The organism is Mycobacterium colombiense (assembly GCF_001953985.1).
Lineage (GTDB): Bacteria > Actinomycetota > Actinomycetes > Mycobacteriales > Mycobacteriaceae > Mycobacterium > Mycobacterium colombiense_B.
On record NZ_MBEI01000001.1, the window covers coordinates 150,677 to 175,205 of the forward strand.

Below are 24,529 nucleotides of genomic sequence, written 5' to 3' on the forward strand. Positions count from 1 at the left end.
AGCGGGTTTATGAGCATTGAGGTATCCAACGAATCGGGTATCGACGTCTCCGAAGCCGAGCTGATCAGCGTCGCGCGGTTCGTGATCGCCAAGATGGACGTCAATCCGGCCGCCGAGCTGTCGATGGTGTTGCTGGACACCGCCGCGATGGCCGACCTGCACATGCGCTGGATGGACCTGCCCGGCCCGACCGACGTGATGAGCTTTCCGATGGACGAGCTCGAGCCGGGTGGGCGCCCGGACGCCCCCGAGCCGGGTCCCTCGATGCTGGGCGACATCGTGCTGTGCCCGGAATTCGCGGCCGGCCAGGCCGCCTCGGCGGGGCACAGCCTGGGGCACGAGCTGGCGCTGCTGACCATCCACGGGGTGCTTCACCTGATCGGCTACGACCACGGCGAGCCGGACGAGGAGAAGGAGATGTTCGCCCTGCAGGACCGGCTCCTCGAAGAGTGGGTCGCCGATCAGGTCGAGGCTTACCGTCAGGACCGCCAAGAGGAGCGGGACCGCCGATTGCTCGACAAGTCAAGGTATTTCGACAATTGAGGACCCTCAAGATTCTGGCGGCAGCCGCCATCGCGTTCGCACCGTTGCCGGTGTGGGCCATCACCGACACCGAGGCGCAGGCCGCCCCGTGTGCGGGTGCGGGATCGAACCCGGTCGCCTGCGAGCACTGCATGTTCTACGTGAACGCCTACCACACGGCGAACGTGTGCAACGAGGACCGCCACGGGGTGCAGGGGCCCCCGAGCAACGCGCCCACGCGGGCCCCAGAAGTTCCCATTCCGGTGTACGAGCCGCCCCCGATGCCGCCGCCGGCGCAGAACCCGCTGGTCCTGCCGCCGCCCAACTCGGGTCAGAACGTGCCGGTGCTGGAAATCCCTCCGCCCGGCCCCGACGCGCCGCGCAACGCCCCGGTGGTGGCGCCGCCGCGCGGGCTGGATGCGCCGTCGCTGGCGATCGCGGCGGCCAAGGGCGCGCCGGTGACGCGCGTCGACCCCGCCAACCCGCCGAAGCCGCCCACCCAGATCGATTTCAACCAGCAGGTGCAGAACGTCGTGAGTTCGCACCGGGACAACGTCGACATCCTCAAGATTGACGACCAGAAGTTCGTCCGCCCGCGCCACTGGGACTACCTCGACTACGACGACGCCTACCGCCGCCCGACCATCTACAACCCGCTCAATCAGCCGGTCACGTTCCGCTACTTCTACAACGGCGCCTACCAGCAGGCGTACCTGCCGCGAGGAGCGCGGATGGTGCTCGACGCGACGACCGTCGGCGTCGTCCCGTTCACCGCGGTCGGCGACAGCTATGTGGCGGCCGGCAGCTTCTACGGCGGGGGTTCGATACCGCTGAACGGCTACAACGGCCCGCCGCCCCCCGATTACAAGCCGCCCGCGCCCCCGAAGCTCTACGAGAACGTCAGCGTGTCCGTCCCCGCCAAGGGCGAGACCGTCGAAGTGGGCCACGTGTCGGTGGTGGGTCACGACGGCAGCCAACCCGCCGGCGGCCAGGACACCTTCCTGCTCGACGACTCCACCCTGGCCTGGGGGCAGATCGACAATTCCACCAGCGCCCCCGCCCAGATCCGGGTGATCAAGACCCAGCCGACGCCCGGCGTCGGCCCGACCGACGATGGCAGCTTCCTGGTGCTGCTCGCCGTCCACCATCAGGAGCCCGGTGAACCCAACCAATCCATCTGGACTATGGCGCTGCGCTACGGCGGGTTCGCGGTCGTGGTGTGCCTGGTCGCCTGGTTGCTCGCTCGCCGGAGCCGGACCGAGGAGCAGGACGCTGACACCTAGGTACGTCGACAATTGACGGGCTGGTCTGAGCTGCTCGGCGCAGTCGCGCTGATTGCGCTGGGCGGACTGTTCGCGGCGATCGATGCGGCCATCAGCACGGTGTCGCTGGCCCGGGTTCAGGAGTTGGTGCGCGACGAGCGGCCCGGCGCGGTGGCGTTGTCCAAGGTGATGTCGGAGCGGCCGCGCTACATCAACCTGGTGGTGCTGCTGCGGATCACCTGCGAGATCACCGCGACCGTGTTGCTGGTGGTTTTCCTCTACGACAACTTCGGGCTGCGCTGGGGATTGTTCGGCGCCGCGACCATCATGGTGGTGACCAGCTTCGTCGTAATGGGGGTGGGGCCGCGCACCCTCGGCCGGCAGAACGCCTACTCGATCGCATTGACGACGGTGCTTCCGCTGCAGGCGATCTCGTGGCTGTTGATGCCGATCAGCCGACTGCTGGTGGTGCTGGGTAACGCGGTCACTCCCGGGCGCGGCCTGCGGAACGGGCCGTTCGCCTCCGAGATCGAGCTGCGTGAGGTCGTCGATCTGGCCCAGCAGCGCGGCGTGGTCGCCGCCGAAGAGCGCCGGATGATCCAGTCGGTCTTCGAACTCGGTGACACTCCGGCCCGCGAGGTGATGGTGCCGCGCACCGAGATGATCTGGATCGAAAGCGACAAGTTCGCCAGCCAGGCGATCAACCTGGCGGTGCGCAGCGGGCATTCCCGCATCCCGGTGATCGGCGAGAACGTCGACGACATCGTCGGCGTCGTGTACCTGAAAGACCTTGTCCAGCAGACGGTGCTGTCCGGTGACGGCGGCCGGACCCCGCCGGTGTCGAAGGTGATGCGCCCGGCGGTCTTCGTGCCCGACTCCAAACCCCTGGACTCGCTGCTGCGGGAAATGCAGCGCGACCGCAACCACATGGCGCTGCTCGTCGACGAGTACGGCGCGATCGCCGGCCTGGTCAGCATCGAAGATGTGCTCGAGGAAATCGTCGGCGAGATCGCCGACGAGTACGACCAGGCGGAGACGGCGCCCATAGAGGACCTGGGCGACAAGCACTTCCGGGTGTCGGCGCGGCTGCCGATCGAGGACCTGGGCGAGCTGTATGACGTGGAATTCGACGACGATCTCGACGTCGACACCGTCGGCGGCCTGCTCGCCCTGGAATTGGGCCGCGTTCCGCTGCCGGGCGCCGAGGTGGTGTCGCACGGTCTGCGGCTGCAGGCCGAGGGCGGCACCGATCACCGGGGCAGGGTACGGATCAACACCGTCCTGCTCAGCCCGAGCGAATCCGACGGTTCACCCGATGGCGAGGCATCCGAGCAGCATGACTGAATTCCGCTCCGGTTTCGTATGTTTCGTCGGTCGTCCCAACACCGGGAAATCGACACTGACGAACGCGCTCGTCGGGACCAAGGTCGCGATCACCTCGATGCGGCCACAGACCACCCGGCACACCATCCGCGGCATCGTGCACCGGGACGACTTTCAGATCATCCTGGTCGACACGCCGGGCCTGCACCGGCCGCGCACCTTGCTGGGCAAGCGGCTCAATGACCTTGTGCGCGACACCTATTCCGAAGTCGACGTGATCGGGCTGTGCATCCCGGCGGACGAGGCGATCGGTCCCGGAGACCGGTGGATCGTCGAACAGATCCGCGCGACCGCGCCGAAGACGACCCTGGTCGCCATCGTCACCAAGATCGACAAGACCCCCAAGGACCGGGTGGCCGCGCAACTGGTGGCGGTCAGCGAGTTAGTCGGTGACTCGGCCGAAATCGTGCCGGTGTCGGCGGTGACCGGTGCGCAGGTCGACATCTTGATCGACGTGTTGGCCGCGGCGCTGCCGCCCGGCCCGGCCTACTACCCCGACGGTGAGCTGACCGACGAACCCGAAGAAGTCCTGATGGCCGAGCTCATTCGGGAGGCCGCGCTGGAAGGTGTTCGCGACGAGCTGCCGCACTCACTGGCGGTGGTCATCGACGAGGTCAATCCGCGGGAGGATCGCGACGACCTGATCGACGTGCACGCCCTGCTCTACGTCGAACGCGACAGCCAGAAGGGCATAGTCATCGGCAAGGGTGGTGCCCGGCTGCGGGAGGTCGGCACCGCCGCGCGCGCCCAGATCGAGAAGCTGCTGGGCACCAAGATTTACCTCGACCTGCGCGTCAAGGTCGCCAAGAACTGGCAGAGCGACCCCAAACAGCTTGGTCGACTGGGCTTTTAGCGGTCATGCCCGGCCGCGCACCTTCCACCGCCGCACACCCGGCCGCACACCTTCCGCCACGCGCCCGGCCGCGCACCTTCCACCGCCGCACACCCGGCCGCACACCTTCCACCGCCGCACACCCGACCAATAGGTGAGTCTCAATCGTGCTAGCGCCGGTGCTAGCGCATTTGAGAAAGGCCATATGCCTGGCAGAGGCTACGCATGTGGCTCATGTGAATTCACCGGGATCGCCTCGTCAGGCGAGCACCCGAATCGTTTTCATCGACGGATCGGCGGCATCCGGGGTATTCATGCCGGCGCGCACCCCGGAGCACAAGTAGTTCAGCACAGCATCATTGAGACGCTCGCCGGGCACGACCGCGGGAATGCCGGGGGGATAGGGCGTCACCTGTTCGGCGGCGACCCGACCGGCGGCCTGATCGGTGGGCACCGCCTCGACGTGCCCGAAGAACGCGCCGCGGGGCAGGCAAACTGTCTCCAATTCCAGCTCATCGGGGGAGGGCAGGTCTATTTGCGGCGGGCTGTCGAAGTCGTCGGCTGCCTTGCGCCACGCCGTCAGCGCATCGGTGAGACGGCTGGCGGTGGTCTTGTCGTCCGCGAAGGACTGGGTGGCCAGAATGCGGCGGTGATCGCTCATCCCGGTGTCGATATGAGCGTTCGCGCGCAGCCAGTCGGCGGCCTGGTAACCGGAGGTGCCCGTGCCCGATACGTCCATCAGCACCTGTAAGCGGTCCAGGTCGTGGGATGCCTGCGCCCCGAGTAACTCGTCGTCGAGCACCTCGACGCCTGGGAGGCCTTCGATGTCTGCGCGCAACTGATGCGCGAGATCGAGTGCGGCGCCGAGTAATTCGTGTCCGTGCTCGACCATTTGCCGCCGCCATCCGTCCATCGCCGCGTACAGCAAGACGTTGGGGCTGGTCGTCATCAGCAGGTCAGCGCAACCGGAAAGGCGGTCCTGATCGATCAGGTCGCCCTGCACGTGGAACACCGAGCCCTGCTCGAAACCCGCGCCCATCTTGTGCACGCTGACCACACAGACGTCGGCTCCGGCGTCCATCGCCCACGTCGGTAGGTCGTCGTGGAACGGCAAATGTGCCCCCCAGGCTTCATCGATGATCAAGGGCTTGCCCCGTGCGTGGCACACGTCGGCGATGCCGGCGATGTCGGCGCAGGTGCCATACGGGCTGGGGCTCACGATGAGCGCTCCGGAGGCGTCGGGGTGCTTGGTCCAGGCTTCCTCGACCTGCTGCGGGGAGGGCGGGTGAGAAAAGTGGTGCTCGGCGTCCCATTGGGGCGTGATCCAACGCGGCTGCACACCGGAGAAGATCAGCCCCGCCACGATCGACTTGTGGCTGTCGCGGCCTAGCAGAAGGCTGCCGTCCCCGCCGGCGACGGCCATCATCGCCGCCCTGACCGACAGGGAGCTGCCGCAGGTGGAGAAAAAGGCGATGTCGGCGCCCACGGCTTCGGCCATCAGGTCTTCGGCGCGCTTGAGGTATCCGTTGCTGGATCTGCGGTCATCCAGGCCGCCGCTGGCCAGCACGTCGTCCAGGAACGGCTCGCGGCCCAAGACCGCCAGGACTCGGTCGTCGGCGCCGCGGCCTTGCCGGTGGCCCGGCGGGGTGAATCCGTACCGGTTCTGGTTCCGGTAATCGGCCAGCGCATCGAGCAGGGGAGCGGTCGATTGGTCCATGACGGACGGGTACCCGGGTTGTCAGCGGCTAATTGGCGCCGGACGCATCGGTGGTCTGGTCCCACCACGACTGGGGCTGTTGGCTCGCCCACCCGCAGACCGCCTCCAGCTCGGCGGCCAGCGAAATCAGCATGCCCTCGCTGTTCGCCGGACCCATCAGCTGCACACCGATCGGCAGGCCTTCAGACGTGAAGCCCGCCGGAACGTTGATCGACGGCCAGCCCAGCACGTTCCAGGGGAACGTCAGTGGGCACGCCGCGATCATGGCGCGGTCGGTGCCGAAGCCACTCAACCGGTCGAAGGCGCGCGCCAACGGCGGCGGTTGGGCCGTGGTCGGCGCCAGCACCACGTCGACGATGTCGAAGATGGACCCCACCCGGCGCTGGTCTTCCGCTTCGTGGCGGCGGGCGCTGCGCAGGATCGCCTGTCCCAGCACCGCGCCCAAGCGCAGGTTGGACAGGGTGCGGGGGTCCAGCACGACACCGTCGCCCAGCCGCTCCTCCCAGTCGCGGAGGCCCGAGGTGGAGCGGGCGAGGAAGTCCCACGACAGCCGCATGCCGTAGTCGGGGTTGCCAGGCACCACGGTGTGGCCGAGCAGCTCGAGTTGCTTGCCGACGGCCCGCGTCGCGGCCAGGATCTCCGGATGCAGCTTCGGCCGGAAGCCGGTGTACGGGAACCGGGTGGACAGCGCGATGTTCAGCGGGCCGGGCGCTTTGCCCACATAGTCGGTCGCGGTGAGCGGGGGTGGCTTGTGCCGGTCGCCCTCGACGTTGCCCGACGCGGCGTCGAGCACCAGCGCCGCATCGGCCACGGTGCGGGCCAGCACGCCGTTGACCGTGATGCCGTTGAACGCCTCCGGCAACGGCCAGGTCGAGATGCGCCCCCGCTGCGGCTTGATGCCCACCAAATGCGTCCACGCCGCCGGGATGCGGATGCTGCCGGCGCCGTCCGAGCCGATCGCCGCGGTGACCAGTCCGGCCGCCACCGCGGCGGCGCTGCCGCCCGACGATCCGCCGGGGGTGTGCCGGCGCGACCAGGGGTTGCGGGTATGTCCGAACCCGGGCCCGCTGGTGAACGGCCATTGCCCGAGTTCGCAGGTGTTCGTCTTGCCGACGATCACCGCGCCGGCCGCCTTGAGGCGGCGCACCACCTCGGCGTCGTGCGTGGCGGGGGCTACCGACCCCTCCGTCCCGAAGGCGGTCGGCACCCCTGCGATGTCGACGTCGTCTTTGACCGCGATGGGGACCCCCAGCAACGGGGCGGTGTCACCAACCGCGCGGCGCCGGTCGGCCTCCGCCGCGTCGGCCAGCGCCGACTCGGTGAGCACCACCCGGAAGGCGTTCAGCGTGGGCTGGCTGGCGTGAATGGCGTGCAGGGAGCGACCCACCAGTGTGGTGGATGTCACTGAGCGGCTGGCCAGCTGATAGAGCAGGTCAGTGAGTGTGGGCAGGCGCCGGTGGCCGGATCCGGAAATGGATCCAGGACCCGACCCGGAAGCGCCAATCACGGGGTACGAGACTAACGGCGCGGATACCCGTAATGTCGCGGCGGGGTGCAAAACTATTGTGATGCGGCTATACCGAGACCGAGCTGTTGTGCTGCGCCAGCACAAGCTCGGCGAAGCCGACCGGATCGTCACCCTGCTGACTCGTGATCACGGGCTGGTCCGCGCGGTGGCCAAGGGCGTGCGCCGCACCCGCAGCAAATTCGGTGCGCGGCTGGAGCCGTTCGCGCACATCGACGCGCAGCTACACCCCGGCCGCAACCTCGACATCGTCACCCAGGTCGTTTCTCTAGACGCGTTCGCCACCGACATCGTCAGCGACTACGGCCGTTACACCTGTGGCTGCGCCATGCTGGAGACCGCCGAGCGCCTCGCCGGCGAGGAGCGCGCGCCCGCCCCGGCCCTGCATGGGCTCACGGTGAGCGCGCTGCGCGCGGTGGCCGACGGCCGCCGGTCCCGGGACCTCCTGCTGGATGCCTACCTGCTGCGCGCGATGGGCATCGCCGGATGGGCGCCCGCGCTCAATGAGTGCGCCCGTTGCGCCACCCCCGGTCCCCATCGGGCGTTCCACGTCGGCGCCGGCGGCAGCGTCTGCGCACACTGCCGCCCGGCCGCTACGACGACGCCGCCGCCGGGGGTGTTGGATCTGATGTCCGCGCTGCACGACGGCGATTGGGACTTCGCCGAGCACACGCCGCAATCGCACCGCAACTACGTCAGCGGTCTGGTGGCCGCGCACCTGCAGTGGCATCTGGAGCGACAGCTCAAGACGTTGCCGCTCGTGGAACGGACGTATCACGTCGACCGGACCATCGCCGACCAGCGCGCGGCGCTGATCGGGCAGGATATGGACTGTGGCTAAACTCTGGGCCGGCGGCTCCGCTCGAAAGACCGAGCGCGCCACGGCGTCAGCCGATTTCCCGCAGCTGCCCCCCGCGCCCGACGACTATCCCGTGTTTCCCGACAAGTCGACCTGGCCGGTCGTCTTTCCGGAGCTGCCGCCGTCCCCCGACGGCGGGCCGTCCCGGCCGCCGCAGCACATCTCCAAGGCGGCCCCGCCCAAGATCGAGGCCGATCGACTGCCCAACCATGTGGCCATCGTGATGGACGGCAACGGCCGATGGGCCACCCAGCAGGGGCTGACCCGCACCGACGGTCACAAGGCAGGCGAGGCCGTGGTCATCGACATCGTTTGCGGCGCAATAGAACTCGGCATCAAGTGGCTCAGCCTGTATGCCTTCTCCACGGAGAACTGGAAGCGTTCCCCCGAGGAGGTCCGCTTCCTGATGGGGTTCAACCGCGACGTGGTGCGCATGCGCCGGGTGAATTTGAAGACGATCGGGGTCAAGATCCGGTGGGTGGGTTCGCGGCCGCGCCTGTGGCGCAGCGTGATCAATGAATTGGCGATCGCGGAGGACATGACCAAGAACAACGACGTCATCACCGTCAACTATTGCGTCAACTACGGTGGGCGTGCCGAAATCGCCGAGGCTACAAAGGAAATCGCGCGCTTGGCCGCCGCCGGCCGGCTGAACCCGGAACGCATCACCGAGTCGACGGTGTCGCATCACCTGCAGCGGCCCGACATTCCTGACGTCGATCTGTTCCTGCGGACCTCGGGGGAGCACCGGTCCAGCAATTTCATGTTGTGGCAGGCGGCGTACGCCGAATACGTGTTTCAGGACAAGCTTTGGCCCGACTACGACCGCCGCGATTTGTGGGCGGCGTGTGAGGAATACGCTTCCCGCAACCGCAGATTCGGGAGCGCATAGTGTCATCGCTGCAAGAACGCCTGTCGTCGATACTCGGCGAGGTTCTCCCACTCGAGGAGGAGGCCGACGGCGCGGTGACCGTGCGCCACGACGGCACCATCGCCTCGTTGCGGGTGGTGAACATCGCCGAGGGCCTCGATCTGGTGTCGCTCACCCAGATATTGGCGTGGGACCTGCCGCTGACCAAGAAGGTCAGCGAACAGGTGGCAAAGCAGGCCCGCGACAGCAACTTCGGCAGCGTGAGCCTGATCGAGAAGGTCAATGAGAAGGCGGTGCAACGCAATTCGGGCAAGGGTGCGTCGAAGACCGCCGACGTGATGCTGCGCTACAACTTCCCCGGCGGCGGCCTCACCGACGACGCCCTGCGGACGCTGATCCTGTTGGTGCTCGACACCGGCGCCGGGATACGTCGGACGCTGACGGGCTGAGCGGCTACCGGCCCTCGCAATCCGAACAGGTGCCGAAGATCTCGATGGTGTGGCTGACGTCGGAGAAGCCATGCTTGGCAGCCACTTCCGCCGCCCACACCTCGACCTCGTGATCGCCCACCTCGATGGTGGCGCCGCAGCTGCGGCACACCAGGTGGTGGTGATGGTGCTCGGAACACCTGCGGTACACCGATTCGCCGGTGTCGGTGCGCAGCGTGTCGATCATCCCGGCCGCGGCCATCGACTGCAGTGTCCGGTAGACGGTCGTCAGGCCGATGTTCTCGCCGCGGCGGCGCAGCTCGTCATGCAACTCTTGGGCCGAGCGGAACTCGTCGAGCGTCTCCAGCAACGTGGAGATCGCCGCACGCTGCCGGGTGGAGCGGACGCTGGCTCCGGTCATTGTCGCGGCTCCTCACTGGCGTGCGCGACGGCGTCCACCACGATGTGCGCGAGGTGATGATCGGCCAGCCGGTAGAGCACCTCGCGACCCGACCGCTCCCCGGTGACCACCCCGGCCGCCTTCAGAATCTTGAGGTGCTGGCTGACCAGCGGCTGGGGGACGCCCAGCGCATCCACCAGTTCGTGCACGCAGCGGTGGGACTCGCGCAGCTGCAACACGATCGCGATCCGCACCGGCGCGGCCAGCGCGCGCAACAACTCGCCGGCGGCATCGAGGATGTCTCGCGGCGGCGGGACGGGGTAGGCGGTGACTCCGGAGTGCCCGGCGGCGTCCAGAGCGGCGTGGTCGTGGGCGACCACGCCGGGGTCCGCGTCGCCGTCGTCGGCGGCCGGCATCGATGCGGAAGGCGACGGGGACGTCATCATGGGAGCGGCATCACCTCGAGAAGTGCCAGGTAGTGGGGAAGTATCCGCCATTGAATATCGTTATCGGCTGCCATCCACTGTCACATGCATGATGACGCATGTCAAAGAGCGCGGCGTCGATCGCTACCATGACTGATGCTCTGCGCACCGCGGTTGACCGCCGCGCGTGCCCGCCCGAACCCGGAAAGGGAGTGCACCGCCCCGTGGCGTCCGTCATCGACACCGTAGTGAACCTGGCCAAACGGCGCGGCTTCGTTTTTCCCTCGGGCGAGATCTACGGTGGCACCCGGTCGGCGTGGGATTACGGCCCGCTGGGTGTGGAGTTCAAAGAGAACATCAAACGCCAGTGGTGGCGCTCGGTGGTCAGCGGTCGCGACGACGTCGTGGGCCTGGATTCGTCGATCATCCTGCCGCGGCAGGTGTGGGTGGCCTCCGGCCACGTCGACGTGTTCCATGACCCGCTGGTCGAGTCGTTGATCACCCACAAGCGCTACCGCGCCGACCATCTCATCGAGGCCTACGAAGCCAAGCACGGACACCCGCCGCCCAACGGGCTGGCCGACATCCGCGACCCGGAGACCGGCGAGCCGGGCCAGTGGACCGAGCCGCGCGAGTTCAACATGATGCTCAAGACCTACCTGGGTCCGATCGAGACCGAGGAGGGCCTGCACTATCTGCGCCCGGAGACGGCGCAGGGCATCTTCGTCAACTTTGCCAACGTGGTCACTACCGCCCGCAAGAAGCCGCCTTTCGGTATCGGCCAGATCGGCAAGAGTTTTCGCAACGAGATCACGCCGGGCAACTTCATTTTCCGGACCCGCGAGTTCGAACAAATGGAAATGGAGTTCTTCGTCGAGCCGTCGACCGCGAAGGAATGGCATCAGTACTGGATCGACACCCGGCTGCAATGGTATGTCGACCTGGGCATCGATCAGGAGAACTTACGGTTATTCGAGCACCCCGCCGACAAGCTGTCGCACTACTCCGATCGCACCGTCGACATCGAGTACAAGTTCGGCTTCGCCGGTAATCCGTGGGGCGAGCTGGAAGGCGTCGCCAACCGCACCGATTTCGATCTGTCGACGCATGCAAAGCACTCGGGCGTCGACCTGTCGTTCTACGACCAGGTCACCGACACCCGGTACACGCCCTATGTCATCGAGCCGGCCGCCGGCCTGACACGGTCGTTCATGGCCTTCTTGATCGACGCCTACGTGGAGGACGAAGCCCCGAACGCCAAGGGCAAGATGGAAAAACGTACGGTGCTGCGTCTGGACCCGCGCCTGTCCCCGGTCAAGGCTGCGGTGCTTCCGCTGTCCCGTCACGCCGACTTGAGCCCCAAGGCGCGGGACTTGGCCGCCGAGTTGCGCAAGTTTTGGAATATCGATTTCGACGACGCCGGTGCGATCGGGCGACGGTATCGGCGCCAGGACGAGATCGGTACCCCGTTCTGCGTCACGGTCGATTTCGACTCACTCGAGGACCACGCCGTGACGGTGCGCCGCCGCGACGACATGTCCCAGGATCGCGTCCCGATGAATGCCGTGTCCGATTATCTGGCGGCGCGCCTGAAGGGCTGTTAATCGGCCAGTTGTGGCGCGGTCTTGTATATTGTCTTTCCTGTTTCGCCGCCGCACGTCTGATGGTCCCGCGCGGGTGGCGATGCGCCATCACCGACGCCGGATTTCCGAAATAAGGTTTGTTTAAAGTTCGGCCTTTCGCGGTGACGGTGCCTTAGGATCCCTCTGGGGCATAAGTAGATAGCTAATGGCCGCGGGCGGACGTTGGGCCGTCCGGGGTAGGAGCCGTTGACTCGGCCGGTTGGGGTTGCAAATGATTCCCGCGTTTGTGTTCTTCCCTCCTGAGATCAACTCGGCCTTGATAGTTGGCGGCCCGGGGGCCGGACCTCTGTTCGAGGCGGCCTCGGCGTGGGATGGGCTGGCGGTCGAGCTGTCAACCTCGGCATCGTCGTTTCACACCACGGTTTCCGATTTGGCCGGTGGCGCCTGGATGGGGCCGTCGTCGATGTCGATGACGGCTGCCGCGTCGCCCTACGTGGAATGGCTGATTATCGCTGCGGCGCAAGCGGAGGTGGCGGCCCTGCAGGCCCGGATCGCGGCGCTGGCTTTCGAGGGCGCTCTGGTGGCGACGGTGCCGCTGCCGCAGGTGCTGGCGAACCGGGCCCGGCTGCTCGTGCTGATCGCGACGAACTTTTTCGGCATCAACACCGCGGCCATCGCACAGACCGAGCTCGAATACGTCGAGATGTGGGCGCAGGATGTGGCGGCGATGTTGGGCTATCACGCCGGGGCTCAATCGATGGCGCAGGCATTGCCGGAGTTCAGCGTGCCGCCCGCGGCTCTGGGAGGAGGTGGCGCACCGGCCGCGGACCTGTCGGGCCTGGCCGGATTGGTGACGGCGCCGCTGAGTTTCGCGTCCCAGTTCTTCCAGGGCCTGTCCTCACTGGGGACCGCGTTCGCCTCCGAGCTTCAGTCGGTGTTCGGCGCGCTCTCGCCGGCCGTCTCACTGCTCACGTCGACGCCGGTGGCCACGTTGACGACGGTGGCGCAGGCGGGGATGTACCCGGCCACCGCTTTGGTGACGCCCATGGCGACGCTCGCCCACAGTGCCGGACCTGCGGGCCCGACTGCGGCGCCCCAGGCGGCGCCGACACTGGCACCGGCCGTGGTCGGCGCGAGCAGCGCGCCCCTCAACGCGCCACACAGCGCGGGGAGCCCACTGTCCGACCTGCAGCCGTTGGCCGGCGGGGGTTTGGGCGCCTTGGGCATTGCGACGGCGGGCCTGGGGAGCGCGCGGTTCATCGGGTCGATGTCGGTGCCCGCCGCATGGGAAGGGTCGATGCCGGCCTACATCGCCACCCCGGCGATGTCGGGCGTGGGCTCTGGAGCGCCGACTGCCGCGGCGGCTACCGGGTCGGGCAGTGGCGTGCCGATGGCCGCGATGCCGGTCGGCGACAAGAGTCCCGAGGGCGAGGACCGCGGGACCCGGGCTCAGGTGGTGAGGTCGCGTCCCAAAGTGGTTCCGCGCAACCGCCCGGGATAGCGGCGACGGTGCTGCTGTTGCACACGTGAATACTGTGCAATGGGGCGCGAATTCAATACTTTTGCGAGCATACGCGGCAACGAGCGTTGTATCGCAACGCGGAATTCATCTGTTGCGTCTAGTAAAAACTCGCAGCAGGGTCTACGCATTCAACGAACGAATCCGGCGAGACCGACTCCCGCGGCGCGCCAACAAAACCTCGTCCGCCCGTCTCGCGAGCTCGATGATGGCCCTAACACGTTGCGCGCCAACGGATGTGGATTCGGCGATGCGTCGCATGACGCCTCGCGACGAGCGTCGGCACCCGGCGTTGTCGAATGCGGGCGACGGTGATCCGCGGCTGTCGTCGCGGACCGGCGACGAGTCGCCCGCTGTCGAGCGCGAACCGGAAAAATCAAAATTGGCAATTCCCACATATTTTCTTCAGTTTGTCTTACGATGTGACCGGTTGGTGTAAATAGATTCGCCACAGCGCCCGAACGCACTATCGGCTGTGGAAGGGGGCAGGGGTGCTTTTGCCTCTCGGTTCGCCGTTGCCGGATGACACGGTGTCGGCAGTTCGAGGTGAGTCCGGCATGCTCGGTGGCCTGTCGGTTCCGCTCAAGTGGGGCGTGGTCGTCCCACCAGATGACTACGACCACTGGGCGCCGAAGGCGGATGTCACTGCCGAAGCTCCCGAAGAGATGACCGACGTCCCCCGCCCGACGGCCGTTGCAGACGGAGTGTGGAGTGGTTGGGAAGGTGACACCGTCCAGCGGAGCCCGGGCGTGATACCGCATTCCCCGGCAGCCGGCTGAGACCGGAGCAAACCCAAAGCTGATCGCCGGCGTCAGGCGCTGCTCAGAATCGGCCGCCGCCACCCATGAAACCGCCGCCGGACGAACCCGCGCTGCCGCCGAACGAGGTCGGGCTCCAGCCGCCGAATCCGCCCCGCATGCCTCCGCTGAGGACATTGCCGATGATGATCCCGCCGAGCATCGCGCCCATGTCACTGCCGCCGCGGCCCATGTAGGCACGCTGCGCCAGTTGCACGTCGTCGTTGGCCAGGGATTGCGCCGTGGCGGCCAGCGTCGACGCCGCATTGGCGTGAGCGATCGCCTCGGCCGGCAGCGTCGACCGCTTATCCTCCGCGGCTTGGAGATGCCGTCTGGCCTCGGCCAGCCGGGTGCGCGCCTCGGGGCCGATGCTGCCCCGACGCGTGTCGACGTAGTCCGACACCGCGCGCACCCTCGACTGCGCGGTGAACAACGCCTGCTCCAACGACCGGTTCAGTTGTTCGGCGGCGGCCTGCTCCTGGGCCAGCGTGGCCAGTAGCCCGTTGAGGGCGGCGTCGGCCTTGGTCAGCTGACTGAACTCGCCCAGCGGATCGTCGGATGCGCCGGCTCGTGCGCTCTCGACGGCCCTGACGGCCGCGTCGCGCGCCGCGGCCAGATCACCGCGGCGCGCGGTTTTGGCGTTCGGTGTTTTCTTCAGCAGTTCGCCTGCGCGCTCGATGTCGTTCTGGATGTCGGTCATCGCCGACGGCAACCGGTCAATGGCGTGCTGAATGTCGCTGGCCGCGTTGTCCACCGCGTCGAGCAACGCGCGCGCCTGGCCCAGCGCCGACTCGGCGGCGCGGACGGCATCGACCAGACCGGCTTGCTGCCCGCTGATGGCCTGGGCGGCCAGCTCACGGGCGCTGCCGATGTTGCTGTCGGCGAATGCCAGGCGCTCCTTGGCCGCCGTGACATTGCCGGACACCGAAGTCAATGCGGCAGCACTGAAGTCCTTGTACAGTGCGGCAAGTCGTTCCTCGGCCGGTGCGATGCGGGTGGTGAGTTCCACGTACTGCTGCGTCAGCGAGTCCAGCCGGGCGGGGGCGTTGATCACCAGATCGCGCAACTTCTCGAATGCCTCGGTCTGTGACTCGAGTTCGCGGTCTGCCCGCGCCGCCGAGACGATCACCTGGGTGAGCAATTCGCGGCGCTGCGCCGGCGTTTCCGGCGTCGCGTCGTCGAGCTGCTGGCGGATCGTGAATGCCTGGGACAGAGCCGCTTTCGCGTTGGTCACGGCCTGGGTGAATGGCTGGGTGCGGTCTTCGCCGAATTCGCTGACCGCCAGGTCCAATTCGTTGGCGCTGGTGCGCACCGCATTGTCGACGTCCACCACCAGCGCGCGCGACAGGTCGTCGAGTGCCTGCGGCGGCACCGTGGCCAGCGCATCGGCGTCGGTGGGGTCGACCCGGCGTGCCGCGGCCAACGCCGCGGCGCGGCGGCGCCGGCCCCGATAACGCATGACCAGCAACAGGACTGCCAACGAGACGAGAATGCCCGCCAGCACGGCCAGCAGTGCCACCCGGCCCGACGAACCGGGCGAGGTGTCGAGCCCGTTGGCCGCCGCGACGGCGGCTCCGCTCCAATCCCCGTTGTGCAGCGCGGGCTCGATCTTGTTGCGCCGCAACTTGTCGACCTGGTTTGCGTTGATGCTCTTGATCGTGGTCGGCACCAGGAACGCGTATTCACGGCTGGTGGTGCCGACGGCCAGCAGCGCGTCGTAGTCGCCCAGGTCGCTGCTGCGCACAGTGCGCTGTGCCCATTCGGCCGCGCTCTGCCCGGAGAAGTTGTCGACGTAGACCACCCACAGCCGGATGTGGCGGTCGGTGTACAGCTTGTTGAGGGCGGAGCTGACCGCGCTGTGCCCGGAATTCGACAAGGCTCCCGCGGGATCAGTGATGTAGTCGGCCAACCGGAATGGTGGTTGCGCGCCGGCGGACGGTGCCAGGAGCAGGCTGCCGCCGAAGCCGACCGTGAGGATCGTCGCGATCACGGCGATCAGGCGAGCGGTGCAACGCATAGGGCCAATCTAGACCCGCGACGATGCAGGCCAGTAGGCCTCATGAGGAGTGGGGCGGTCAGGCGCAGCCCCGCCGCGACACACGCCAGTAGGCCTGAGTCGAGCCAGACTTCGGCGGGCATTCCCTGGCAGACTGTGCGTCGGTGACCGGGAATCAGCACGACCCATACGACGACTTCGACCGTCAGCGACGGGTGGCCGAAGCGCCGAAGACTGCGGGTCTGCCGGGTACCGAGGGTCAGCACCGCACGGACTTCGCCCGTGATCGCGCGCGCGTTCTGCACAGCGCCGCGCTGCGCCGGTTGGCCGACAAGACCCAGGTGGTCGGGCTCCGCGAGGGCGACACGCCGCGCACCCGGCTGACGCATTCGCTCGAGGTCGCCCAGATCGGGCGCGGGATGGCGATCGGGCTGGGCTGCGACCTCGACCTGGTCGAGCTGGCGGGACTGGCCCACGACATCGGCCACCCGCCCTACGGGCACAACGGTGAAAAGGCGCTCGACGAGGTCGCAACGGATTATGGCGGCTTCGAGGGCAACGCCCAGAACTTCCGAATCCTGACCAGTCTCGAGCCCAAAGTCCTTGACGAACAAGGCAATAGCGCGGGACTGAATCTGACTCGCGCGTCGCTGGACGCGGTCACCAAGTATCCGTGGCCGCGCGGCGAAGGGCAACGCAAGTTCGGGTTCTACGACGACGACCGCGAGCCGGCCGCCTGGGTTCGGGCGGGCGCGCCGGAGGGCCGGATGTGCCTGGAGGCGCAGGTCATGGACTGGGCCGACGACGTGGCGTATTCGGTGCACGACGTCGAGGACGGTGTGGTGTCCCAACGCATCGACCTGCGGGTGCTCGCCGACGACGACGAGGCCGCCGCGTTGGCCAAACTGGGCGAGACCGAATTCTCCCGGGTGCGTGCCGATGACTTCATGGCGGCCGCGCGACGGCTCGCCGGCCTGCCGGTGGTCGCCGCCGTCGGCAAATACGACGCCACGCTCGCCGCTTCGGTCGCGCTGAAGCGGTTGACCAGTGAGCTGGTCGGCCGGTTCGCCTCGGCCGCCATCGCCACCACCCGCGCGGCGGCGGGCCCCGGGCCCCTGGTGCGCTACCGGGCCGAACTGCAGGTTCCCGACCTGGTGCGTGCCGAGGTCGCCTTGCTGAAAATCCTGGCGCTGCAATTCATCATGTCCGATCCGCGGCATCAGGAAACCCAAGCCGGGCAGCGTGAACGCATCCACCGGGTCGCGCACTGGCTTTACGCCGGGGCACCCCGAACACTCGATCCGGTCTTTGCTGCGGCCTTCAACACCGCGGCGGACGACGGCGCGAGGTGGCGGGTCATCGTCGATCAGATCGCCTCGTTCACCGAGGGCCGGCTCGAACGGATCGACGTCCGCCAGGCCGCTCCGTAGTCGCGGCGGGCATCAAGTCGTCCGGTCCGGGAATCAGCGGGGCCGCCGCGAGTTAGGCTGCCCGGCATGAAGAAATTCAGCGGCTCGACCTTTGTGGCCTCCTTGATGGCACTGCCCGTCGTCGCCATGACAGCCTGCAGTTCACCGCAGCATGCGAGCACCCAGCCGGGCACCACCCCGTCGGTGAAGAGTGCCGCTCCGACGTCGTCCGGTGAGACGACGACCCCGGCACCGGCCGCCGGCTCGCTCAGCGCGGACCTGAAGACGCCCGATGGTCGCTCGGCGGCCATCGCGACCTTCGACTTCACCGGCGGCTACGTGACCGTCACTGTGAAGACGGCGGCGCCCGGCATCCTGACGCCCGGCATCCACGGCCTGCACGTGCACGAGATCGGCAAGTGCGAGCCGAACTCGGTGGCTCCCACCGGCGGAGCGCCCGGGAACTTCCTGTCCGCCGGCGGTCACTACCAGGCGCCCGGCCACACCGGGAAGCCGGAAAGCGGCGATCTGGCGTCGCTCGAGGTCCGTCAGGACGGCTCGGCCTACCTGGTCACCACCACCGATTCGTTCAACCGGGACGACCTGCTGGCGGGTAACAAGACCGCGCTGATGCTGCACGGCGCCCAGGACACCGAGAACGCGATGGACCGGGTCGCCTGCGGCGTCATCGGTACCAGCTAGCTTTCGCGCTCGCGCCTTAGACTGAGCCGATGTCAAGCCCGGCAGGTTCACGCGCGGAGGGCGATGGCCGTGCCCGGGGTCGCGGCCGGATTCCCGACCGCGACATCGCGGCCATCCGCGAACGGGTGCGCATCGACGAAGTCATCGGCGATTACGTCCAATTACGGCGTGCCGGCGCCGATTCGCTCAAGGGCCTGTGTCCGTTCCACGACGAGAAGTCGCCGTCGTTTCACGTCCGCCCCAACCACGGCCACTTCCACTGCTTCGGCTGTGGTGAGGGCGGCGACGTGTACGCGTTCATCCAGAAGATCGAACACGTCAGCTTCGTCGAGGCGGTCGAACTGCTCGCCGACCGGATCGGCCACACCATCAACTACTCCGGCCCGGCGACCAGCGTGCAGCGCGACCGCGGTAGTCGCAGCCGGCTCGTCGCGGCCAACGCGGCCGCGGCGGAGTTCTACGCGGCGGCGCTGGAATCCGCCGAGGCCGCACCGGCCCGGCAGTATCTGACGGAGCGGAACTTCGACGCCGAGGCGGCCCGGCGCTTCGGTTGCGGCTTCGCGCCGTCGGGCTGGGATTCGTTGACAAAGCACTTGGTGCGCAAGGGCTTTGAGTTCAAAGAGCTGGAAGCGGCCGGCCTGTCGCGGCAGGGGCGGCGCGGACCGATGGACCGCTTCCACCGCCGATTGTTGTGGCCCATCCGGAGTTCGGCCGGTGAGGTGATCGGCTTCGGGGCCCGCCGGCTGTTCGACGACGATCCGATGGAAGCCAAGTACATCAACACGCCCGAGACGCTGCTGTACAAGAAGTCGAACGTGATGTTCGGCATCGACTTGGCCAAACGCGACATCGCCAAGGGGCATCAGGCCGTCGTCGTCGAGGGCTACACCGACGTGATGGCGATGCATCTGAGCGGGGTCACCACCGCCGTCGCCTCGTGCGGCACCGCGTTCGGCGACGAGCACCTGTCGATGCTGCGCCGACTGATGATGGACGACAGCTTCTTTCGCGGCGAACTGATCTACGTTTTCGACGGTGACGCGGCCGGGCGGGCCGCCGCGCTCAAGGCCTTCGGCGGCGAGCAGAATCTGGCGGGGCAGTCGTTCGTGGCCGTCGCGCCGGACGGCATGGATCCGTGCGATCTGCGGCTGAAGTCCGGCGACGGCGCGCTGCGCGACCTGGTGGCGCGGCGAACCCCGCTGTTCGAATTCGCGATACGTTCGGCGCTCGCCGAGATGGACCTGGACAGCGCCGAGGGCCGCGTTGCCGCGCTGCGCCGCTGCGTGCCGATGGTGAGCCAGATCAAGGACCCCACGCTGCGCGACGAGTACGCCCGCCAGCTCGCCGGGTGGGTCGGCTGGGACGACGTCGCGCAGGTGATCGACCGGGTGCGCAGCCAGGCCAAGAGCTCCAACACCCAGGCCCGCGGCGGTTCCGCGCCCAAGGCCTCCCGCCGCGCGGCCGGGCCGACGCCCGCCGCGGCCCAGGCCGCCGCCGCCAGCCGTCCGGACCCGCGCGACCCCACGCTGTGGCCGCAACGGGAGGCGCTCAAGGCGGCCCTGCAGTACCCGGCGTTCGCGGGGCCGGTATTCGACACGCTGACCGTCGAGAGCTTCACCCATCCCGGGTACGCGGCCATCCGGGCGGCCATCGAGACCGCCGGGGGTACGTCGAGCGGGGTCACCGGCGCGCAGTGGATCGAGGCGGTGCGTGACCAGGCCTCCTCGCCCCTGACGGCCGGGCTGGCCAGCGAGCTGGGTGTGGAGGCGATCCAGGTCGACGAGGAGAAGCTGCCGCGCTACATCGGCGGCGTGCTGGCCCGGCTGCAAGAGGTGTGGATGGGCCGGCAGATCGCCGAGGTGAAGTCGAAGCTGCAGCGCATGTCGCCGATCGAGCAGGGCGACGAGTATCACGCCCTATTCGGCGACCTGGTGGCGATGGAGTCCTACCGGCGCAGCCTGTTGGAGCAGGCTAGCGGCGACGATTAGACGGCGCGAGCGCCTCGTCGGCCGAGCCCTCGACATCGCGTTCCATGATGGCCGTTTGGTCGTCGATCTCCGTCAGCGTGACGAAACCGGCGTCAGGCGAGATCCGATTGGCGACCTTGCGCCGTCCGCCCTCGATCATCGACTTGGCCACCGGACTGCTGGTCAGCGCGCGATAAGTGCCGACGAGCTGCTCGTATCGGCGACGCCCGGCCTTCGAGCCCAGCACGTAACCCAGTCCAAGCACCACGACATACCGGATCAAAACGGTCCTCCCGACTAGCGATGGCTCCATCCTGCCTCACCGCCCGGCGACCCGCTGCGCCCGGCTACGCCGCGCTGGCGATCGCCACTGGTCCGCAGTTGGGTGCGGTCGTGCCAGTACGCTAGAGTCGTCCCGCGATCGGGTTAGTCCCCTGTAGCTCAATTGGCAGAGCATTCGGCTGTTAACCGAAGGGTTCCTGGTTCGAGTCCAGGCGGGGGAGCAAAGTTCACTGCGCCGACTCTCATTGGCCGATCGCGATGCCGGCCGGATTTCCCGCCCACCCCGGAGTGGGTGACAAGCCCAGATGCTCGCGCAAGGTGTGGCCGCGGTATTCGGTGCGGAAGCTGCCGCGTTCCTGCAGCAGCGGTACCACCTTGTCGACGAACTCGTCGAGGCCGTGCGGCGTCAGGTGCGGCACCAGGATGAAGCCGTCGCAGGCATTTGACTGCACGTAGCGGTCGATCTCCTCGGCCACCTGCTGCGGGGTCCCGACGAATTGCTGCCGGCTGGTCACTTCGATGATCAGCTCGCGGATCGACAGGTTTTCGGCTTCCGCTCGGGCCCGCCAGGTTGCGGCGACCGTCTTGGGGTCGCCGTGCCGGACCCGTCCTCGCGTGATGTTCGGATTTTCGACGGGGTCGAGGTCGGGCAGCGGCCCGTCGGGGTCGTAGGCCGAGAGGTCCACGCCCCACACCTGTTCGAGGAACGCGATGGCGGTCGGGCCGCTGACCTGCTGCTCGCGGATGTGGCGGGCGTTGTCCTGCGCCTCGGCGGGGGTGTCGCCCAGCGCGAACGTCGCACCGGGCAGCACCTTGAGCTGGTCGGGATCGCGCCCGTAGGCGGCGGCGCGGCTCTTCACGTCGGCGTAGTAGCGCTGGCCCGCCTCGAGCGACCCGTGCAGCGTGAACAGGGCATCGGCGTGCCGGGCGCCGAAGTCGCGGCCGTCGTCGGAGTCGCCGGCCTGCAGCAGCACCGGCTGCCCTTGCGGCCCCGCGGGCAGCGAGGCCACGCCGTGGACGCCGAACTGCGGGCCGTGGTGCTCGACGCTGCCGATACGGGCGGGATCGACATAGATCCCCGCATCGACGTCGGCGACGACGGCATCGGCCGCCCAACTGTCCCAGAACTTTCGCGCCACGGTGATGAATTCCTCGGCCCGGTGGTAGCGGTCGGCGTGCGCGAGAAATCCGCCGCGGCGGAAGTTCTCCCCGGTGAATGCGTCCGAGGAGGTGACCATGTTCCAGGCCGACCGCCCGTCGGACAGGTGGTCCAGCGTCGCGAATTGCCTTGCCACCTCATAGGGTTCGTTGAAGGTGGTGTTGATGGTTCCGGCCAGGCCGAGCCTGTCGGTGACCGCGGCGAGCGCGGCCAGCACGGTGAAGGTGTCGGGCCTGCCGACGACGTCGAGGTCGTGGATCTTGCCGCGATGCTCACGCAGCCGCAGGCCTTCGGCCAGGAAGAAGAAGTCGAACAGCCCCCGCTCGGCCGTCTGGGCAAGGTGCACAAACGATTCGAACGCGATCTGGCTGCCCGCGCTCGGATCGGACCACACCGTCGTGTTGTTCACCCCGGGAAAGTGCGCGCCCAGATGGATCTGCTTGCGGCGGGCCGCTTCTCGAACGCTCATCCGGTCAGCCCCCATCGCTTGGCGAGCAGTTCATGCGAGCGCAGCCGGTCGACGTGCCGGTGCGTCACGGAGGTGATCACCAGTTCGTCGGCATCGGTGGCCCGACGCAGCAGCTCGAGCCGGTCGGCGACCTCGTCCGGGTTGCCGACGAATTGTGTTGCGGTGCGGTCGGCTACCAGCGCCTGCTGCTCCTCGGTCAACGGCTCGCAGAAGTCGGGGTCCGGATAGGGGACCGCGCCGTGGCCGCTGCGGATGGAATGCACCCAGCGGCCGTAGCCGGTCGCGAGGTGGCGTGCGGTCGCGCTGTCCTCGGCAACCACGACGTCGGCCGAAACCACCACGTACGGCTCGGAGAGCCGGGCGGACGGCCGGAACGCGTTGCGGTAGGCGGTGATCGCGTCGAGCGCCGTGCCGGGGGTGATGTGGTAACTGGCGACGAACGGCAGCCCACGGGCACCTGCCACCTCGGCGCTTTGGCCCTTGGTGCTGCCGAAGATCCACGGCGTCAATTGGGCGTGCTCACCCGGAACGGCGTGCAACTCATGGCCATTGACGGTGTAGGTGCCGTTAAGCATCGCCTCGATGTCGGCCAGCTGCTCGCCGAAGTCGGGGGGTTGGGCACACGGCTGCGCGAGCGCCGACGCCTGAGCCCGGATCCGATCGCTATTCATCAGCGGCGTCTGGTCAAAAGGGGTGGGGATGACGACGCCGGCCACCTCACGCCACGGAGTGGGCGCGCGTTCGGGTACGGCCGGAGACGACGTGGCCGCCTCTTTGCGCCGCTGCCCGGAGCGGCCCAGCCCCATGTCGATGCGGCCGGGGTAGAGCGCGTCGAGGATGCCGAAGCTTTCCACCACGGCGAGCGCCGTCGTGTGGCCGACCTGGACCGCGGCCGATCCGACGTGGATTCGCTCTGTGGCCGCGGCGATTTGGCCGATCAGCATCACCGGTGACGAGCTGGCCACCGCGACGAAGTGGTGCTCGGCGAGCCAGTAGCGCCGGTAGCCCCAGCTCTCGGCGTGCTGGGCCAGGTCGATGGTGTTGCGCAGCGCCGTCGCGGCGTCGCTGCCGGCGCTGATGGGCGCGAGGTCGAGGATCGACAGGGAAGTGACGGTCATGACGGCACCGCCGCGTAACGATTGGGTGCGGGGGCCAGGCCCAGGCGTTCGCGCAGCGTCTCGCCGTCGCGGTAGCCGGCGCGGAATCGGCCGGCGTGCTGCAGCCGCGGCACCAGGTCGTCGACGATGGCGGGCAGGTCGATGGCGTTGATCGCGGGCCGCAGCCGCACGCCGTCGGCCCCGGCGTCCTGCCAGGCGAGCAGAAGATCCGCCAGATCGCTTGTGTTGCCGGTGAATACGTGCGCATCGGAGGAGATGGCGGCCGCCGGTGCCAGCGGATCGTCGGCCAGGGACACCACCAGGTCCGCATAGACCCGGATCTCGCGGCCCACGGCGCGCCGCGCGCCGACGTCGGCCAGGATCGCGCGCAGCGAGCCCTCGTCGTGTGGGGTGACGAACACGGCGGCGGCGTTGGCGGCGGCGAATTCGTAGTCAGCGTGCGCCAGCGCGGCCACCACCGGCTGGCCCTGGGGTGGCCGCGGGGTGATCGAGGGTCCCTTGACCGAGAAGTGCTCGCCGGCGAAATCGATGTAATGCAGCTTGTCGCGGTCGATGTAGCGACCGGTCGCGACGTCGCGGATGACGGCGTCGTCCTCCCAGCTGTCCCACAGGCGGCGCACCACCTCGACGGCGTCGGCGGCCTCGTCGAAGAGTTCGTCGGCGGCGGGGGCGGCCCGCCGGCCGAACAGCGCCGCTTCGTGCGCGGTAGGGCTCACCCGCACCTGCCAGCCCGCCCGGCCATGCGAGATATGGTCAAGCGTCGCAATCGCTTTGGAGACGTGGAACGGCTCGGTATGGGTCACCGTGGCGACCGGGATCAGGCCGATGTGCTTGGTGACCGGCGCGATCCGGGCGGCCACCAGCGTGGCATCGGCGCGCCCCGCCAGGCGCCGCGGGGAGATCTCGGGCCGGCGGCCCGGCTGGGCGTCCAGGCTGTCGTCGATGGTCAGGAAATCCAGCAGCCCGCGCTCGGCGGTGCCCGCCAGCGCGGCCCAGTAGCGACCGCTGAGTTGCCCGCCACCGGTCGCGTTGTGCGCGAACGCGTATCGCCACGCCTGGGGGTGCCAACCGTAGCCGTCCAGGCCGACCGCCAGATGCAGCTCGGTCATGATCGGACCCCGCCGAGGGTATCGCCGTCGCGCGTCGTGGTCATAACCCACTGTGCAACGCTGCTGACGGTGATGCATTCCATCACCGGGTTATGTTCAGCGTGAGTAATACTTCGCCGAGCTCAACCCCGTGCAATGCGCCGACGGGGATTCGATGCAGCGTGGCGAATACCGGCGATCAGGGCGTGTTCAGTT

21 protein-coding genes, 1 tRNA gene and 1 pseudogene are annotated in these 24,529 nt (G+C 68.1%); 14 read left to right on the top strand and 9 right to left on the bottom strand.

Features of this window, described 5'->3' with window-relative positions:
• Positions 1 to 9 precede the first annotated feature (9 nt).
• Genes ybeY through era form a run of 4 tightly spaced genes read left to right on the top strand, consistent with a single transcriptional unit; the run spans position 10 to position 4,020 of the window.
• Positions 10 to 543, top strand: coding sequence for an rRNA maturation RNase YbeY (ybeY, locus tag A5732_RS00580; protein ID WP_007770263.1), 534 nt, complete (start codon positions 10 to 12; stop codon positions 541 to 543).
• Positions 540 to 1,805 (top strand): hypothetical protein, encoded by a 1,266-nt coding sequence (locus tag A5732_RS00585; RefSeq protein ID WP_076099944.1) that lies wholly within the window; start codon positions 540 to 542, stop codon positions 1,803 to 1,805. Before ybeY ends, A5732_RS00585 begins: the two co-directional genes overlap by 4 nt.
• A 12-nt stretch (positions 1,806 to 1,817) precedes the next feature.
• On the top strand, positions 1,818 to 3,128 hold the full coding sequence (locus A5732_RS00590; protein ID WP_064954087.1) for a hemolysin family protein: 1,311 nt from the start codon (positions 1,818 to 1,820) through the stop codon (positions 3,126 to 3,128).
• Positions 3,121 to 4,020, top strand: coding sequence for a GTPase Era (gene era / locus A5732_RS00595; RefSeq protein WP_064878190.1), 900 nt, complete (start codon positions 3,121 to 3,123; stop codon positions 4,018 to 4,020). The genes A5732_RS00590 and era overlap by 8 nt, the downstream gene beginning before the upstream one ends.
• A 238-nt stretch (positions 4,021 to 4,258) precedes the next feature.
• Here the strand turns inward: era and A5732_RS00600 are convergent, their stop codons facing one another.
• Both A5732_RS00600 and A5732_RS00605 read right to left on the bottom strand, forming a co-directional pair.
• Positions 4,259 to 5,716 (bottom strand): aminotransferase class I/II-fold pyridoxal phosphate-dependent enzyme, encoded by a 1,458-nt coding sequence (locus A5732_RS00600; protein WP_076099946.1) that lies wholly within the window; start codon positions 5,714 to 5,716, stop codon positions 4,259 to 4,261.
• 28 nt (positions 5,717 to 5,744) lie between these two features.
• Positions 5,745 to 7,223, bottom strand: a complete 1,479-nt coding sequence (locus A5732_RS00605) for an amidase (protein ID WP_076099948.1) — start codon at positions 7,221 to 7,223, stop codon at positions 5,745 to 5,747.
• 61 nt (positions 7,224 to 7,284) lie between these two features.
• On the opposite strand from A5732_RS00605, the gene recO reads away from it, so the two are divergent.
• Genes recO through A5732_RS00620 form a run of 3 tightly spaced genes read left to right on the top strand, consistent with a single transcriptional unit; the run spans position 7,285 to position 9,420 of the window.
• A complete protein-coding gene (recO, locus tag A5732_RS00610) occupies positions 7,285 to 8,082 on the top strand; it encodes a DNA repair protein RecO (RefSeq protein WP_076099949.1) in 798 nt (265 codons plus the stop codon).
• A complete protein-coding gene (locus A5732_RS00615) occupies positions 8,075 to 8,992 on the top strand; it encodes a decaprenyl diphosphate synthase (RefSeq protein WP_076054274.1) in 918 nt (305 codons plus the stop codon). Before recO ends, A5732_RS00615 begins: the two co-directional genes overlap by 8 nt.
• Positions 8,992 to 9,420, top strand: a complete 429-nt coding sequence (locus A5732_RS00620) for a hypothetical protein (protein WP_076099951.1) — start codon at positions 8,992 to 8,994, stop codon at positions 9,418 to 9,420. Before A5732_RS00615 ends, A5732_RS00620 begins: the two co-directional genes overlap by 1 nt.
• Positions 9,421 to 9,424: 4 nt before the next feature.
• On the opposite strand, the gene A5732_RS00625 is transcribed toward A5732_RS00620, so the two are convergent.
• Positions 9,425 to 9,820, bottom strand: a complete 396-nt coding sequence (locus tag A5732_RS00625; protein ID WP_076054278.1) for a Fur family transcriptional regulator — start codon at positions 9,818 to 9,820, stop codon at positions 9,425 to 9,427.
• Positions 9,817 to 10,245, bottom strand: a complete 429-nt coding sequence (locus tag A5732_RS00630; protein WP_139334709.1) for an ArsR/SmtB family transcription factor — start codon at positions 10,243 to 10,245, stop codon at positions 9,817 to 9,819. Before A5732_RS00630 ends, A5732_RS00625 begins: the two co-directional genes overlap by 4 nt.
• A 191-nt stretch (positions 10,246 to 10,436) precedes the next feature.
• Here A5732_RS00630 and A5732_RS00635 point away from each other — a divergent pair, with 191 nt between their 5' ends.
• The 3 genes and pseudogenes from A5732_RS00635 to A5732_RS27485 all read left to right on the top strand — a co-directional run.
• Positions 10,437 to 11,828, top strand: coding sequence for a glycine--tRNA ligase (locus tag A5732_RS00635; protein WP_065052870.1), 1,392 nt, complete (start codon positions 10,437 to 10,439; stop codon positions 11,826 to 11,828).
• 250 nt (positions 11,829 to 12,078) lie between these two features.
• A complete protein-coding gene (locus A5732_RS00640; RefSeq protein WP_076099952.1) occupies positions 12,079 to 13,308 on the top strand; it encodes a PPE family protein in 1,230 nt (409 codons plus the stop codon).
• Positions 13,309 to 13,817: 509 nt separating this feature from the next.
• Positions 13,818 to 13,983, top strand: a pseudogene (locus A5732_RS27485) (hypothetical protein); the annotation flags it as partial.
• A gap of 165 nt (positions 13,984 to 14,148) precedes the next feature.
• Here the strand turns inward: A5732_RS27485 and A5732_RS00650 are convergent.
• Positions 14,149 to 16,140, bottom strand: a complete 1,992-nt coding sequence (locus A5732_RS00650; RefSeq protein ID WP_076099954.1) for a TPM domain-containing protein — start codon at positions 16,138 to 16,140, stop codon at positions 14,149 to 14,151.
• A gap of 143 nt (positions 16,141 to 16,283) precedes the next feature.
• On the opposite strand from A5732_RS00650, the gene A5732_RS00655 reads away from it, so the two are divergent.
• The 3 genes from A5732_RS00655 (at position 16,284) to dnaG (ending at position 20,218) form a co-directional block, all read left to right on the top strand.
• The gene (locus A5732_RS00655; RefSeq protein ID WP_076099955.1) at positions 16,284 to 17,549 is read left to right on the top strand and encodes a deoxyguanosinetriphosphate triphosphohydrolase; all 1,266 of its coding nucleotides are present in this window, start codon (positions 16,284 to 16,286) and stop codon (positions 17,547 to 17,549) included.
• 66 nt (positions 17,550 to 17,615) lie between these two features.
• A complete protein-coding gene (gene sodC / locus A5732_RS00660; RefSeq protein WP_076054287.1) occupies positions 17,616 to 18,230 on the top strand; it encodes a superoxide dismutase[Cu-Zn] in 615 nt (204 codons plus the stop codon).
• 29 nt (positions 18,231 to 18,259) lie between these two features.
• A complete protein-coding gene (dnaG, locus tag A5732_RS00665; protein WP_076099957.1) occupies positions 18,260 to 20,218 on the top strand; it encodes a DNA primase in 1,959 nt (652 codons plus the stop codon).
• Here the strand turns inward: dnaG and A5732_RS00670 are convergent.
• Positions 20,202 to 20,480 carry a hypothetical protein gene (locus A5732_RS00670; protein WP_064954072.1) on the bottom strand — a complete coding sequence of 93 codons (279 nt, stop codon included), beginning with the start codon at positions 20,478 to 20,480 and terminating at the stop codon, positions 20,202 to 20,204. The two genes, dnaG and A5732_RS00670, sit on opposite strands and share 17 nt — an antisense overlap.
• 147 nt (positions 20,481 to 20,627) lie before the next feature.
• On the opposite strand from A5732_RS00670, the gene A5732_RS00675 reads away from it, so the two are divergent.
• A tRNA-Asn gene (locus tag A5732_RS00675) sits at positions 20,628 to 20,700 on the top strand.
• Between the two features lie 21 nt (positions 20,701 to 20,721).
• Here A5732_RS00675 and A5732_RS00680 read toward each other — a convergent pair.
• The 3 genes from A5732_RS00680 to A5732_RS00690 are packed head-to-tail and all read right to left on the bottom strand — an operon-like array spanning position 20,722 to position 24,334.
• Positions 20,722 to 22,107 (bottom strand): NtaA/DmoA family FMN-dependent monooxygenase, encoded by a 1,386-nt coding sequence (locus A5732_RS00680; protein ID WP_076099999.1) that lies wholly within the window; start codon positions 22,105 to 22,107, stop codon positions 20,722 to 20,724.
• Positions 22,104 to 23,225 carry an LLM class flavin-dependent oxidoreductase gene (locus A5732_RS00685; protein ID WP_076099959.1) on the bottom strand — a complete coding sequence of 374 codons (1,122 nt, stop codon included), beginning with the start codon at positions 23,223 to 23,225 and terminating at the stop codon, positions 22,104 to 22,106. The genes A5732_RS00680 and A5732_RS00685 overlap by 4 nt, the downstream gene beginning before the upstream one ends.
• Positions 23,222 to 24,334: an LLM class flavin-dependent oxidoreductase gene (locus A5732_RS00690; protein ID WP_076099961.1), complete on the bottom strand. Its 1,113-nt coding sequence runs from the start codon at positions 24,332 to 24,334 to the stop codon at positions 23,222 to 23,224. Before A5732_RS00690 ends, A5732_RS00685 begins: the two co-directional genes overlap by 4 nt.
• Between the last annotated feature and the right edge of the window lie 195 nt (positions 24,335 to 24,529).

Excerpts from the sequence above, each read along its gene's own strand:
- ybeY (WP_007770263.1), top strand. The coding sequence starts at position 10 with ATGAGCATTGAGGTATCCAACGAATCGGGTATCGACGTCTCCGAAGCC.
- era (WP_064878190.1), top strand. The coding sequence starts at position 3,121 with ATGACTGAATTCCGCTCCGGTTTCGTATGTTTCGTCGGTCGTCCCAAC.
- A5732_RS00600 (WP_076099946.1), bottom strand. The coding sequence starts at position 5,716 with ATGGACCAATCGACCGCTCCCCTGCTCGATGCGCTGGCCGATTACCGG.
- recO (WP_076099949.1), top strand. The coding sequence starts at position 7,285 with ATGCGGCTATACCGAGACCGAGCTGTTGTGCTGCGCCAGCACAAGCTC.
- A5732_RS00625 (WP_076054278.1), bottom strand. The coding sequence starts at position 9,820 with ATGACCGGAGCCAGCGTCCGCTCCACCCGGCAGCGTGCGGCGATCTCC.
- A5732_RS00630 (WP_139334709.1), bottom strand. The coding sequence starts at position 10,245 with ATGATGACGTCCCCGTCGCCTTCCGCATCGATGCCGGCCGCCGACGAC.
- A5732_RS00640 (WP_076099952.1), top strand. The coding sequence starts at position 12,079 with ATGATTCCCGCGTTTGTGTTCTTCCCTCCTGAGATCAACTCGGCCTTG.
- A5732_RS00650 (WP_076099954.1), bottom strand. The coding sequence starts at position 16,140 with ATGCGTTGCACCGCTCGCCTGATCGCCGTGATCGCGACGATCCTCACG.
- sodC (WP_076054287.1), top strand. The coding sequence starts at position 17,616 with ATGAAGAAATTCAGCGGCTCGACCTTTGTGGCCTCCTTGATGGCACTG.
- dnaG (WP_076099957.1), top strand. The coding sequence starts at position 18,260 with ATGTCAAGCCCGGCAGGTTCACGCGCGGAGGGCGATGGCCGTGCCCGG.
- A5732_RS00680 (WP_076099999.1), bottom strand. The coding sequence starts at position 22,107 with ATGAGCGTTCGAGAAGCGGCCCGCCGCAAGCAGATCCATCTGGGCGCG.
- A5732_RS00685 (WP_076099959.1), bottom strand. The coding sequence starts at position 23,225 with ATGACCGTCACTTCCCTGTCGATCCTCGACCTCGCGCCCATCAGCGCC.
- A5732_RS00690 (WP_076099961.1), bottom strand. The coding sequence starts at position 24,334 with ATGACCGAGCTGCATCTGGCGGTCGGCCTGGACGGCTACGGTTGGCAC.